This window comes from Streptomyces sp. NPDC008238 (genome assembly GCF_042956445.1).
Classification (GTDB): domain Bacteria; phylum Actinomycetota; class Actinomycetes; order Streptomycetales; family Streptomycetaceae; genus Actinacidiphila.
Window position 1 is genome coordinate 531346 of record NZ_JBIBGK010000002.1, and the last position, 12603, is coordinate 543948.

A 12603-nucleotide genomic window follows, 5' to 3' on the forward strand; every position below is an offset into this window, starting at 1 on the left:
GCGCACATGCCCCGGACAGGGGGGCGCTCGACGGCGCACGTGCGGCTCGTGCGCCCACCCCGCTGCGACCGCCCCCTGCCACGCGGACGGCCCTGCCAGTACCCAGGAACCAGGGAATCGGTACGGGATGGGAGCACGCCATGGGCATGTTGTCGGTCATCGGGCTCGTCCTGGGCCTCGTCGCGGTCGCCTACTGCGTCCGCTCGGCCTTCAGGGCCAAGACCCCCGCCGGACGCGCCGGCTGGGTCATCGCCGCCCCGGCGGCCGTGCTCGCCGGGGTCTACCTGGTGGGCTACATCCTGATCACCGTGCTGGTGCTGGCCGCCGCATGGTTCACCGTCGCGCACTTCCTGCGCTGACCCCATGGGTCCGTCCGCCTCGACGGGCGGTACGCGGCCACGCCGTTCGTCATCGCGGCGCTGATGGGCGTCGTCGCCCGGCGTCGTCCGCGCCTCGCGTGGCGGCGTACGCCACGAACTCCGCCCACGCGGCAGGCGAGAACGCCAGCCGTGCCCCGGCCCGGTCCTTGGAGTCCCGCACCAGGACCGCGCCGGGCCCGAACGCGACCTCGACGCAGGCGCCGCCCTCGGAGTTGCTGTGGCTGGACGTGAACCACACGAGTCCTTCGGTCATGGTCCCTCCGCCAAGTGCTCGATGAACCGCGCGGACTCCTCGGGACCGAGGGCCTGCCGGGTGATCATGTCGTGGCGTCGCATGACGATACTGACCCGCGCCGGGTCCGCATAGAGGAGTCCGGTGGTCTGCCCCTCCTCGTAGACAAGGTGCTGGTGTTCGGCGGTCTCCAGCAGGACGAACGGGCCGTGCCGCCCGGGGTGGAGGCCCCGGTCCGCGGGCATGACCTGGATGGTGATGTTCCGGGCCCGCCCGCGCACGAGCAGCGTCCGCAACTGTTCCCGGTGCGCCTCGCGGTCCGGGAAGGAGCACAGCGCCGACTCCTCCACCACGAAGCTGAACGAGCGGCTCCCGCTGTCCAGCATCAACTGCCGTTCCAGCCGTGCCGCCACGCGCTCCTCGAGCGTCTCCTCGTCGAGCGGCGGCCAGTGGGACGAGAGCAACGTGCGCACGTACGCCTCGCTTTGGAGGAGCCCGGGGATGTACTGGCTCTCGTACCAGTTGACGGCGATCGCCTCGGCCTCGTAGCGCATGTACTCCCGGGCATACGTCGGGTACTTCTCCGGGGTGAGGAACGCCTCCGCCGCCGTCAACTTGCCCTGCGCCCCGCACAGCCCGTCCGCGACCTGAAGCAGCCGTTGCGTCGGGCGGCGACGCCCCTGCTCCATCGACTTGACCGTCTCGTAGCCGTACCCTGCCTCGTCGGCCAGTTGCTCGCGCGTGACGCCGGCGTGCTCGCGCCAGAGTTTGACCTGGTTGCCGCAGTACCGCCACGCCATCGGGGGCGGGGACACGTCACTCGCCACTCGGGTACAACCACCCTCCGTACTCGCGCCGCTCCTCCCGACCGTACGCCGCGACCTGCACTTTTGAGCCATGAACGAGACAACTCCCCCTGTCGGGTGGTGGTTTTCGCGCCACCCGCGCAGCGTCGGCCGGGCGCGGGCCCTGCTGCGCGAACAGGCCCTCGTGTGGGGCCTCGACGCCGAGGCGACGGACACCGCGGTGCTGCTGCTCAGCGAGCTGATGGGCAACGCCGTCCGGCACGCGCGGGTTCCGCCGGACCGGCGGATCGCCGCCCGGGCGGGCCTGGTCGCGGGGGTCCTGCGGGTGGAGGTCTGCGACGCCTGCGACGACCCGCCCGTACCGCGGCGGGCCTCCGCGACGGACGAGTCGGGACGCGGGCTGGCGCTCGTGGAGATGCTCGCCGACGCCTGGAACGTTCAACCTCGGCCGTACGGCATCGGTAAGACGGTCTGGTTCGAACTCAGAGTGACAAAACCATCCGTAAACAGTAGTGACCAGTGGCCGGATCTCGACGTAGGGTTCGCGCCATGGACAGTGACCTGGGACTCCTGAACGTCATAGACGTCGAGGCGACGTGCTGGGACGGTGAGCCGCCGCAGGGCTCGGTGAGCGAGATCATCGAGATCGGGCTGACCGTCGTGGACGTCGTCGCGGGCGAGCGCTTCGCCCGCCACCGCGTCCTCGTACGGCCCGCGCGCTCCACCGTGAGTCCCTTCTGCACCGAGCTGACCGGTCTGACGCAGGACGAGGTGGACGCGGGGCTGGACTTCGCGGACGCGTGCAAGCTGCTCGCCGTCGAGCACCGGGCGGGATCGCGCCCGTGGGCGAGCTGGGGCGACTACGACCGCCACCAGTTCAACCGCCAGTGCCGGGCCACCGGCACGACGTACCCCTTCGGCGGCCGGCACATCAACGTCAAGACGCTCTTCACCCAGGCCCACCGCCTCACCAAGCGCCCCGGCATGGCGGAGGCGCTGCGGCTCGTCGGGCTGCCCCTGGAAGGCCGCCACCACCGCGGCGAGGACGACTCGTGGAACATCGCCGCCCTCGTCGTCGACCTGGCGGGCCGGGGCGCCTGGCCGGCGACCCCCGCCTACTGACCGGCGGGGGCCCGCACGGCGTCAGGCGGTCTCGGGGCGCTCGGGCCTTTCCGGCCGCTCCGGCCGCTCGGGCCGCTCGGGCCGCTCGGGCCGCTCCGGTCGTACGGCCCGCCCGCGTTCGGGCTCACCCGGCTCCTCGGGCCGCCCGGCGCGGGCGGCGGCCAGTTCCGCGCTGTGCGGGGTGGCCGTCCAGGCCGCGCAGTACAGCAGGAGCTTCGCTGTGAAGTTGATCCAGAGCAGCAGCGCGATGGGCACCCCGAAGGCGCCGTACATGCTCTTGGTGGCCACGCTCTGCAGGTAGCCGCTGATGAGCAGCTTCAGCAGCTCGAAGCCGATCGCGCCGATGAGGCTCGCGACGACGACGTCGCGGCGGTTCGGCGTGACCCCGGGCAGCAGAGTGAGCAGGTAGGCGAGGATCAGCAGGTCCACGAGGACGGCGATGCAGAACCCCGCCACCGACAACAGGGCCCGCCCGGGGCCGTGTTCGTCGAGGCCGACGGCGTCGCCGAGGCGGCCGACGGCCGTCCCGGCGAGGACCGAGCAGGCGACGGAGAGCAGTGCCACGGCGCCCAGGCCGACCAGCACGCCGAAGTCCTTGAGCTTCTGGAGGAACGGGTTCTCCGGCTCGTCGTCCTTGTGCCAGACCGCCCTGAGGCAGTCCCGCAGGGCGCCGACCCAGCTGACGCCGGTGAGGACCAGCAGGACGGCGGCGATGACACCGACCGTGCCCGCGTTGTCCACGAGCCCGCCGATGTTGAGCTGGTCGGCGATGCCCGGGACCTGCTCGGTCAGCTTGCCCTCGAGTTCCTTGAGCTGACCGGGGGACAGCAGGGCCGCGCCGACGGCGGCGCCGACGGTCAGCAGCGGGAAGAGCGCGACGAAGCTGACGAAGGTGATCGCGGCGGCCAGCCGCGTCCAGTGCACGGCCTCCAGGTGCTCGTACGTGCGCCAGGCGTGGGTGCGCATGAGCCGCGCGATCCACGGTCCGATCACTGGGAGCCGAGTCAGCCATTCCATACCGCGCGCCTACCCTCCGTCACGACGTGCACTCTAGGTGGCGGCCGCCGTGGCGGCGGTGATCGCGTCCATGACGCGGTCCGTGTCGGCCCCGGATGTACGCCAGTTACTGAAGGCGGCGCGCACCGCGGGCACGCCGTGGAGAACCGTCGGGGTGAGGAACGCCTCCCCGGAGGCGGCGACGGCGCGGACGAACCCGGCGACGCGCTCGGCCGTGGGGTCGCCGGCCAGGGTGAAGCAGACGACGTTGAGCCGGACGGGCGCCAGCAGCCTCAGGCGGGGGTCGGCCTCGACGCGCTCGCCGAGGCGCCGCGCGCAGGCGGCGTTGCGTTCGACGACCTCGCGGTGGCCCTCGCTGCCGTAGGCGGTGAGCGAGAACCACGCGGCGAGGGCGCGCAGCCGGCGGGAGTTCTCGGGGGTGAGGTGGAGGAAGTCGGGGTCGGGGAGGGCGGGCAGGCCGAGGTAGGGCGAGGCGTTGTGGAAGACCCTGACCTGGAGGTCCTGACGGCGGGTGAACTGGACGGCCGCGTCGTAGGGCACGTTCAGCCACTTGTGGAGGTCGACGCAGACGGAGTCGGCGGCGTCGATGCCCTCGGTGAGGTGCGCGTACGCGGGCGCCAGCGCGGCGAAGCCGCCGAACGCGGCGTCGACGTGCAGCCAGAAGTCGTGGCGCTCCTTCAGGGCGGCGACGGCGCGCAGGTCGTCGAAGTCGACGGTGTTGACGGTGCCGGCGTTCGCGACCACGACGGCCGGGCGGCCCTCCAGCGCCGTCAGCGCCGCATCGAGGCGGTCGACGTCCACCGCCTCGCGGCCACCGGGCAGCACCGGCACGGAGGTCAGGGACGACCGGCCGAGGCCGAGCACGGACAGGGCCTTGTCGACGCTGGAGTGCGGGGTGCCGGAGAGCACCGTCACCGGGCCGAGCGCGGCCAGCCCGTCGCGGGAGACGGACAGCCCCCGCCGCTCGCCGAGCCATTCGCGTGCCACCGCCAGGCCCACGGTGTTGGAGACGGTCGCGCCGGTGACGAAGGCGCCGCTGTGCTCCTCGCCGAGGCCGAGCATCGTGCGGAGCCAGCCGACGGTCTCGCGTTCCAGGGCCGCGGCCGACGAGTCGCCGCCCGCCGAGACGTTCTGGTCGTAGGTGCTGGTCAGCCAGTCCCCGGCGACGGCGGCGGGGGTCGCTCCCCCGGTGACGAAGCCCAGGTAGCGCGGTCCGGCACTGCCCGAGAAGCCGGGTGCCCAGCGCCGCTCGAAGAGCGCGAGCGCGGCCTGCGCACCGGTTCCGGTGACGGGCAGCGGCTGCGGCTCGGGCGCGGGCCCGGGGCGGGCCGCCGGGCGGTCGTCGACGGTCGCCAGCTCACGGGCGGCCAGGTCCCGCACGGCCTGGAGGAGTTCGGGGAGGTGCGCGCGGTCCGCGGCGAGTGTGGGGTGCATGGCGGCAGCGTAGGCGGGCCGTCGTGCTCGGCCGCGCCCGGTGCGCTCACCCGTGCGGCGGGCCGCCCGCGGGAGCCGTGCTGACCGGCTCGCACGCGCCGGGCTGGTGCGGCACGAGCCGGTGCCCGGCGGCGCCGCCGCCGAAGGGGTAGTCCCGCACGGTGCGCCAGACGCCCTCGTCGTCCTGCTCGTACAGCGAGAAGCAGCCGGCGGTCCAGGTGGCGGCGAAGCCGGCGAGCTCCGTCTGCGCGCGGTCCAGCGCTTCGTCGGGGATGCCGTGGCCGATGGTGACGTGCGGGTGGTACGGGAACTGGAGCTCGCGCCGCACCGGGCCCGAGCGGACCCGCTCCTGCAGCTCGGCGCAGTCGGGGCCGCCCTGGACGAGGTCGACGTAGACGACCGGGGTGACGGGCCGGAAGCTGGCCGTGCCCTCCAGCCGCATGGGGAAGGGCCTGCCGGTGGCGGCGACCTGCGCGAGGTGCTCCCGGAAGGCCGGGAGCAGCGCGGTGTCCACCTCGGTCGGCGGGAGCAGCGTGACGTGGGTGGGGATGCAGTACGCCAGCGGGTCTCCGTAGCCGGCACGGCGCTGCTGCAGCAGGCTGCCGTAAGGCTCGGGGACCGCGATCGACACGCCGATCATGCGGTTTCCCACGCGTTCACCCCTTCCCCGGGTCGGTTCGTCGTACCGTACGCACGCCGTGCGGGCACAACTCCGTCATTGCCAGTGTGACGCGCGCGCGGCCTCCCGCGCGAGCGTCGTCCGTCACACCTGCGCGGGACCTAAGGCCCCTCTTCCCGGGCGTCCGGGAGGGGAGGGCGCCGTCAGTGCTTGGCGGGCAGGAAGCCGATCCTCTCGTACGCCTTCGCCAGGGTCTCCGCGGCGACGGACCGGGCCTTCTCGGCGCCCTTGGCGAGGACCGAGTCCAGCGTCTCCGGGTCGCCCAGGTACTCCTGGGTGCGCTCGCGGAAGGGCGTGACCCATTCCACGAAGACCTCCGCGAGGTCGGTCTTGAGCGCACCGTAGCCCTTGCCCTCGTACTTCTGCTCGAGTTCCGGGATTCCGGTGCCGGTGAGGGTGGAGTAGATGGTCAGCAGGTTGCTGACGCCCGGCTTCTCCTGCTCGTCGTAGCGGATCACGGTGTCGGTGTCGGTGACCGCGCTCTTGATCTTCTTCGCGGAGGACTTGGGCTCGTCCAGCAGGTTGATCAGGCCCTTGGGGGACGCCGCCGACTTGCTCATCTTCGACAGCGGTTCCTGCAGGTCGTAGATCTTCGCCGTCTCCTTGACGATGTACGCGTCGGGGACGGTGAAGGTGTCGCCGAAGCGGCCGTTGAAGCGCTCCGCGAGGTCGCGGGTGAGCTCGATGTGCTGGCGCTGGTCCTCGCCGACGGGGACGGCGTTCGCCTGGTACAGCAGGATGTCCGCGACCTGCAGGATCGGGTACGTGAACAGGCCGACGGTGGCCCGGTCGGCGCCCTGCTTGGCGGACTTGTCCTTGAACTGCGTCATGCGGGACGCCTCGCCGAAGCCGGTGAGGCAGTTGAACACCCAGCCGAGCTGCGCGTGTTCGGGGACGTGGCTCTGGACGAACAGCGTGCAGCGCTCCGGGTCGAGCCCGGCGGCCAGGAGCTGGGCGGCGGCGAGCCGGGTGTTGGCGCGCAGCTCGGCCGGGTCCTGCGGCACGGTGATCGCGTGGAGGTCGACGACCATGTAGAAGGCGTCGTGGGACTCCTGCAGCGCCACCCACTGGCGGACCGCGCCCAGGTAGTTGCCCAGGTGGAACGAACCTGCGGTGGGCTGGATGCCGGAGAGCACACGGGGACGATCGAGAGCCATGGCACTCATTCTCTCAGGTCCGCGAGGATTCCACGGCCGCGGTGGGAACCCGGGGGCGGGCGGCGGTGTAGAAGGGGTGACGGGTGCCGCACGGGGGCGGCGCCGGGGGAGCGAAGGGGGTCCGCCACGGAGGGGGAGGCGGCGGTGATCGCGCGCGTACGCGCCGGTGAGCGGGAGGCGTACGCGGAGCTGGTGCGCCTGCACGCGGACGTCGCGCACCGTACCGCCGTGCTGCTCGGCGCGGGATCCGACGCGGAGGACGTGGTGCAGGTCTCGTTCGTCAAGGCGTACCGCGCGCTCGCGACCTTCAAGGAGGGGGCGGCCTTCCGCCCGTGGCTGCTGCGGATCGTCGCCAACGAGGCGCGCAACGCCGGGCGCGCGGCGCGCCGTCTGCGGTCGGCGGTGGAGCGCAACGCCGCCCTGGAGGCGCTGCCCCCCGCGGCGGACGACCCGGAGTCGCTGGCGGTGTCGCGGGAGCGCCGGGCGGAGCTGCTGGCCGCCGTGCAGGCGCTCAGCGAACCGCACCGGATGGTGGTCACCTGCCGCTATCTGCTGGACCTGGACGAGGAGGAGACGGCGACGGTGCTCGGCTGGCCGCGTGGCACGGTGAAGTCCCGGCTGCACCGGGCCCTGGCCCGGTTGCGGGCGGGGCTGGGCGAGCCGGTGCCGGCCGGCCGGTGCGACGACGGGGGGCGGCGCCCATGACCGACCGGCTCCCGGAGGAGCTGCGCGAGGCGGGCCGGTGGCTGGAGATCCCGACGCCGTCGCCCGACTCCGTGGCCGAGCAGGTGCTGGCCCGGCTGCTGGCCGAGGCGGTCCCGGCGCCGGGCGCCCCCGCGCGGGGCCGCGGCGCGCGGGTGCGCGCGTGGGCCGCGGCGCGGTGGCGGGCCCTGACGGCGGTCCTGTGCGGGCTGCTGGTGGTGCTGGTGCTGACGCCGCCGGTGCGGGCCGCGGTGGCGGACTGGTTCGGCTTCGGCGGTGTCGTCGTGCGGCGGGACCCCTTCGCCCGTCCGGGCACGGGCGCCCCGCCGCCGGTGCGGGGGGACGCTCCGCTGGACGGGGCGTACGTGCCGGCCAAGCTGGGCGAGCCCGACGGGGTGGCGGTCGTCGACGGGGGCCGGGTGCTGTCGATGAGCTGGCGGGTGGACGGGCGCACGGTACGGCTCGACCAGTTCCGGGCCACCATCGACATGGTCTTCCTCAAGAGGGTCGGCGACGCGGCCGAATGGGTCGAGGTAGGCAGCGGGAGCGACTACGGGGTGTGGTTCGCGGAGCCCCACTACGTGCAACTGGTCGATCCCGACGGACGTACCCGCCGCGAGCCGCCCCGGACGGCCGGGCCGACCCTGGTCTGGCAGCGCGGGGGGACGACGCTGCGCCTGGAGGGCGTGCCCGACCTGGCCCGCGCGGTCGCCGTCGCGGACTCGGCCCGGCGGCGGTAGGCACTCGGCGGCAAGCCCCTTTCCCTTCCCGCGGACGGGAACCCCGCGGGCCCGGGCGGTGTAACAGGGGCAGGACCGGGCGAGAGGAGAGGGGGACGCGATGCGGATCAGAAGGTTCGTCACCTGGGCCGGGGTCAGCGTGACGGCGCTCGCCGCCGTGATCGGCGGGTCGGGGTCGGCCGCGGCGGGCGGGCCGACCAGCGTGATGCTGGTCGCTCCGGGCAGCGGCAAGGCCGCGGGCATCTACACCAGTTCACCCGACTACCGGGAACTGGAGCAGTCCATCGGGGACGAGCCGAAGGAGGAGGCGCCGAAGTCGCTGTCGGACGTGATGAACGACCGGCACCGCCAGGTGACCGTCACCTGGCTGATCCACGACGTGTCCGTCTGGAAGGTGGACTACGTGTATCCGGACGGCCCCGGCGGTGCCTGGGTCCACAGCCGCACGGCGACGGAGAAGGGTCTGCCCGAGCAGGGCGTGTGGCGCAAGGCCGCGCGCTCCGACGAGCTCCGCGCCCTCCTGGACCGGTTGGACCTGATGGAGCCCGACAAGGGCCTCGGCATGAGCGCCCCCGACTATCCGCTCAGCCCGGACGACGCGACCGCAGTCGAGGAGACCGCGGCGGCCGCACCGCAGGCCTCGGATGCCCCGCAGGCCGCGGCGGCCGGTGACAGCGGTGGAGCGGACGGCTGGTGGCTGTCCCTGCCCGGGCTCGGCGCCGGCCTGCTCGTGGGCGGCGCCGGGACCTTCCTCGTCCTGCGGCGCATATCCCGGAACACGCCGGGCGAGGAGCCCCGCCAGGAACTCGTCGACGCCTGACGCGACGGGGGTGCGTGCCGCGCCGGCACGCACCCCGTGCGGACTGCCGGTCAGCCGAGGTCGATCCCGGGGTAGAGCGGGAAGCCGGCCACCAGGTCCGCCGAGCGCTGCGCGATCTCGTCGGAGACCTTCGCGTCCAGCACGTGCTGCGCCTTGGACGGCTTGCCGGCCGAGGTGACGCCCGCCGTCGTGGCGGTGAGCACCCGGTCGATCAGCCCGGCGACCTCGTCCATCTCGGCGGTGCCCAGGCCGCGTGTGGTCAGCGCCGGGGTGCCGATGCGGATGCCGGAGGTGTACCAGGCGCCGTTGGGATCCTGGGGGATGGAGTTGCGGTTGGTGACGATGCCCGAGTCCAGCAGCGCGGCCTCGGCCTGCCGGCCGGTGAGCCCGTAGGAGGACTCGACGTCGATCAGGACAAGGTGGTTGTCCGTGCCGCCGGTCACCAGCGTCGCGCCGCGCCGCAGCAGCCCCTCGGCCAGGGCCCGGGAGTTGTCGACGATGCGCTGCGCGTAGGCCTGGAAGTCGGGGCGGCGGGCCTCCGCCAGGGCCACCGCCTTGGCGGCCATGACGTGCGGCAGCGGGCCGCCGAGCACCATGGGGCAGCCCCGGTCGACCTGCTCGGCCAGCGAGGAGTCGCACAGCACCATGCCGCCGCGCGGGCCGCGCAGCGACTTGTGCGTGGTGGTGGTGACGATCTGCGCGTGCGGTACGGGGTCGAAGTCGCCGGTGAGGACCTTGCCCGCGACCAGTCCGGCGAAGTGCGCCATGTCCACCATCAGCGTGGCGCCGACCTCGTCGGCGATCTCCCGCATGATGCGGAAGTTCACCAGCCGCGGATAGGCCGAGTAACCCGCCACGATGACCAGCGGACGGAACTCGCGGGCGGTCTTGCGCAGCGCCTCGTAGTCCAGCAGCCCCGTGGCGGGGTCGGTGCCGTAGGAGCGCTGGTCGAACATCTTGCCGGAGATGTTGGGGCGGAAGCCGTGGGTGAGATGGCCGCCCGCGTCCAGCGACATGCCGAGCATCCGCTGGTCGCCGAGCTCGTGGCGCAGCCGCGCCCAGTCCTCCTCGGTCAGGTCGTTGACCTGCCGGACCCCGGCCCGCTCCAGCGCGGGCGCCTCGACCCGCGCGGCGAGCACGGCCCAGAAGGCGACGAGGTTGGCGTCGATGCCCGAGTGCGGCTGCACGTAGGCGTGCTGTGCGCCGAACACCTCGCGCGCGTGCTCGGCGGCGAGCGCCTCCACGGTGTCGACGTTGCGGCAGCCGGCGTAGAAGCGGCGGCCGACGGTGCCCTCGGCGTACTTGTCGCTGAACCAGTTGCCCATGGCCAGCAGCACGGCCGGGGAGGCGTAGTTCTCGCTGGCGATGAGCTTGAGCGAGGCGCGCTGGTCCTCGATCTCCTGTCCGATGGCGTCGGCCACGCGCGGCTCGACGCCCCTGATCACTTCGAGGGCACTGCGGAAGGCGGTGGATTCGGTGGAGCCACTCGGCATGTCAGACCTCCTGCTGCACTGCACGGCACACGGGACGGCCCAGGCGCACGGCACACAGTTCACGGGCCGCTCCCCGATGGTCAATCCCATCCCAGCGCGCCAGTCACGACCCGTCGCCAGCCTAGCAACGCCGGTCGGGGCGCCGCCCGGCGCGAGGTTTCTTCGCATCCGGGACGAGCGACGATAGAAAGGGGCCCCACCGGGCCCAGCGCCACAACTCCCGACGTACCACGAACGGAGCACTCACGTGTCGACCGCCGCCGAGCACATCGCCGCCACCGAGGCGCACAGCGCCCACAACTACCACCCCCTCCCGGTCGTCGTCGCCTCCGCCGAAGGCGCCTGGGTGACGGACGTCGAGGGCCGCCGGTACCTCGACATGCTCGCCGGCTACTCGGCGCTGAACTTCGGGCACCGCAACGCCCGTCTCATCGAGGCCGCCAAGGCCCAGCTCGACCGCGTGACGCTCACCTCGCGGGCGTTCCACCACGACCGCTTCGCGCGCTTCTGCACGGAGCTGGCCGAGCTGTGCGGCATGGAGATGGTGCTGCCGATGAACACCGGCGCGGAGGCCGTCGAGACGGCGGTGAAGACGGCCCGCAAGTGGGGCTACCGGGTCAAGGGCGTACCGGACGGCCAGGCGAAGATCGTCGTCGCGGCGGACAACTTCCACGGGCGGACGACCACGATCATCAGCTTCTCCACCGACCCCGAGGCCCGCGCGGACTTCGGTCCGTACACCCCCGGCTTCGAGGTCGTCCCCTACGGCGACCTCGCCGCGCTGGAGGCGGCGCTGGACGACCGCACGGTGGCCGTGATGATGGAGCCCATCCAGGGCGAGGCGGGGGTCCTCGTGCCGCCGGCCGGCTACTGGGCGGGGGTGCGCCGGCTCACCGAGGAGCGCGGCATCCTCTTCGTCGCCGACGAGATCCAGTCGGGCCTGGGCCGGACGGGCCGGACCTTCGCGTCGGAGCACGAGGGAGTCGTCCCGGACATGTACGTGCTGGGCAAGGCGCTCGGCGGGGGCGTCGTCCCCGTCTCGGCGGTCGTCTCCTCGGCGGAGGTGCTCGGGGTCTACCGCCCCGGTGAGCACGGCTCCACCTTCGGCGGCAACCCGCTGGCCTGCGCGGTGGCGCTCGAGGTCCTCGCGATGCTCCGCACGGGCGAGTACCAGCAGCGGGCCACCGAACTCGGCGACCACCTGCACCACGAGCTGGCGCTGCTGACCGGCAGCGGGGCCGTCACGCAGGTCCGCGGCCGCGGCCTGTGGGCGGGCGTGGACATCGCCCCGGAGCACGGCACCGGCCGGCAGATCTCCGAACGGCTCCTGGAGCGGGGTGTCCTGGTCAAGGACACCCACGGCTCCACGATCCGGCTCGCGCCGCCGCTGGTGATCTCCAAGGAGGACCTGGACTGGGGTCTGGACCAGCTGCGGGCCGTGCTGTCGGCCTGAACCCCGGGGTACGGGGTCCGGAGGAGGTGCGTCCCGGCGGTCAGACGCCGTCGGGGCGGGCCGCCGGGGACAGCCGCGTCGTCACGCCCATGCGGTTCCAGGCGTTGATGGTCACGCACATGGCGATCAGCCGGGGCAGCTCGTCCTCGTCGAAGACCCTGGCGGCCTCGTCGTAGACCTCGTCCGGGACACCGCCCTGACCCAGCCGGGTCACCGCCTCCACCAGGGCCAGCGCGGCGCGCTCGCGCACCGTGTAGAACGGGGTCTCCCACCACACGCTCAGCCCGTGCATCTTCTGCTCGGTCAGCCCCAGCTTGCGGGCGTCGGCGATGTGCATGTCCACGCAGTAGGCGCAGCCGTTGAGCTGCGAGGCGCGGGCCTTGACCAGCTCGCTGATCACCGGGTCGAGGCCGGCGGACGCGGCGGCGTCCAGGGCGATCATCGCCTTGTAGAAGTCGGGGGCGGCCTTGCCCAGCAGCATGCGGGGGGCGTGCGCGGGCACCAGGTCGTCGGGGCCCAGGTCGGCGGCGGCACCGGCAGGGGTCGTGATCATCGTCATGTGACACAC

At 73.1% G+C, this 12603-nt stretch carries 15 protein-coding genes and 1 riboswitch; of the genes, 7 read left to right on the top strand and 8 right to left on the bottom strand.

Annotated elements, in window-relative coordinates; all coding sequences use genetic code 11:
• Nucleotides 1-140: 140 nt before the first annotated feature.
• Nucleotides 141-359, top strand: a complete 219-nt coding sequence (locus ACFZAU_RS07305; protein ID WP_499606558.1) for a hypothetical protein — start codon at nucleotides 141-143, stop codon at nucleotides 357-359.
• Nucleotides 360-408: 49 nt separating this feature from the next.
• Here the strand turns inward: ACFZAU_RS07305 and ACFZAU_RS07310 are convergent, their stop codons facing one another.
• Nucleotides 409-633, bottom strand: a complete 225-nt coding sequence (locus ACFZAU_RS07310) for a DUF397 domain-containing protein (protein ID WP_500551418.1) — start codon at nucleotides 631-633, stop codon at nucleotides 409-411.
• Nucleotides 630-1439, bottom strand: coding sequence for a helix-turn-helix domain-containing protein (locus ACFZAU_RS07315; protein ID WP_500551419.1), 810 nt, complete (start codon nucleotides 1437-1439; stop codon nucleotides 630-632). Before ACFZAU_RS07315 ends, ACFZAU_RS07310 begins: the two co-directional genes overlap by 4 nt.
• Before the next feature lie 70 nt (nucleotides 1440-1509).
• On the opposite strand from ACFZAU_RS07315, the gene ACFZAU_RS07320 reads away from it, so the two are divergent.
• Together ACFZAU_RS07320 and ACFZAU_RS07325 are read left to right on the top strand one after the other, a co-directional pair.
• A complete protein-coding gene (locus ACFZAU_RS07320) occupies nucleotides 1510-1992 on the top strand; it encodes an ATP-binding protein (RefSeq protein WP_500551420.1) in 483 nt (160 codons plus the stop codon).
• A complete protein-coding gene (locus tag ACFZAU_RS07325) occupies nucleotides 1968-2540 on the top strand; it encodes a 3'-5' exonuclease (protein WP_500551421.1) in 573 nt (190 codons plus the stop codon). Before ACFZAU_RS07320 ends, ACFZAU_RS07325 begins: the two co-directional genes overlap by 25 nt.
• 21 nt (nucleotides 2541-2561) lie before the next feature.
• Here ACFZAU_RS07325 and ACFZAU_RS07330 read toward each other — a convergent pair whose 3' ends face one another.
• From ACFZAU_RS07330 to trpS, 4 genes are all read right to left on the bottom strand, one after another.
• Nucleotides 2562-3557, bottom strand: a complete 996-nt coding sequence (locus tag ACFZAU_RS07330) for a YihY/virulence factor BrkB family protein (RefSeq protein ID WP_500551422.1) — start codon at nucleotides 3555-3557, stop codon at nucleotides 2562-2564.
• 33 nt (nucleotides 3558-3590) lie between these two features.
• Nucleotides 3591-4991 (bottom strand): pyridoxal phosphate-dependent decarboxylase family protein, encoded by a 1401-nt coding sequence (locus tag ACFZAU_RS07335; RefSeq protein ID WP_500551423.1) that lies wholly within the window; start codon nucleotides 4989-4991, stop codon nucleotides 3591-3593.
• Nucleotides 4992-5037: 46 nt separating this feature from the next.
• Entirely contained in the window at nucleotides 5038-5643 is a 606-nt protein-coding gene (locus ACFZAU_RS07340) for a 2'-5' RNA ligase family protein (RefSeq protein ID WP_500551424.1), read from the bottom strand.
• Nucleotides 5644-5813: 170 nt separating this feature from the next.
• Nucleotides 5814-6827: a tryptophan--tRNA ligase gene (trpS, locus tag ACFZAU_RS07345; protein WP_499606551.1), complete on the bottom strand. Its 1014-nt coding sequence runs from the start codon at nucleotides 6825-6827 to the stop codon at nucleotides 5814-5816.
• A 144-nt stretch (nucleotides 6828-6971) separates the two neighbouring features.
• On the opposite strand from trpS, the gene ACFZAU_RS07350 reads away from it, so the two are divergent.
• From ACFZAU_RS07350 to ACFZAU_RS07360, 3 genes are all read left to right on the top strand, one after another.
• On the top strand, nucleotides 6972-7532 hold the full coding sequence (locus tag ACFZAU_RS07350) for an RNA polymerase sigma factor (RefSeq protein WP_499606550.1): 561 nt from the start codon (nucleotides 6972-6974) through the stop codon (nucleotides 7530-7532).
• A complete protein-coding gene (locus tag ACFZAU_RS07355) occupies nucleotides 7529-8269 on the top strand; it encodes a hypothetical protein (protein WP_500551425.1) in 741 nt (246 codons plus the stop codon). Before ACFZAU_RS07350 ends, ACFZAU_RS07355 begins: the two co-directional genes overlap by 4 nt.
• 100 nt (nucleotides 8270-8369) lie before the next feature.
• The gene (locus ACFZAU_RS07360) at nucleotides 8370-9089 is read left to right on the top strand and encodes a hypothetical protein (RefSeq protein WP_500551426.1); all 720 of its coding nucleotides are present in this window, start codon (nucleotides 8370-8372) and stop codon (nucleotides 9087-9089) included.
• A 50-nt stretch (nucleotides 9090-9139) separates the two neighbouring features.
• On the opposite strand, the gene ACFZAU_RS07365 is transcribed toward ACFZAU_RS07360, so the two are convergent.
• The gene (locus ACFZAU_RS07365; protein ID WP_500551427.1) at nucleotides 9140-10582 is read right to left on the bottom strand and encodes a glycine hydroxymethyltransferase; all 1443 of its coding nucleotides are present in this window, start codon (nucleotides 10580-10582) and stop codon (nucleotides 9140-9142) included.
• A gap of 30 nt (nucleotides 10583-10612) precedes the next feature.
• Nucleotides 10613-10699: riboswitch (ZMP/ZTP riboswitch) on the bottom strand.
• Between the two features lie 130 nt (nucleotides 10700-10829).
• Between ACFZAU_RS07365 and rocD the strand changes: the two genes are divergently transcribed.
• Entirely contained in the window at nucleotides 10830-12035 is a 1206-nt protein-coding gene (gene rocD, locus ACFZAU_RS07370) for an ornithine--oxo-acid transaminase (RefSeq protein WP_500464841.1), read from the top strand.
• Nucleotides 12036-12075: 40 nt separating this feature from the next.
• Here the strand turns inward: rocD and ACFZAU_RS07375 are convergent, their stop codons facing one another.
• Nucleotides 12076-12588 (bottom strand): carboxymuconolactone decarboxylase family protein, encoded by a 513-nt coding sequence (locus tag ACFZAU_RS07375; protein WP_500551603.1) that lies wholly within the window; start codon nucleotides 12586-12588, stop codon nucleotides 12076-12078.
• Nucleotides 12589-12603: the final 15 nt, after the last annotated feature.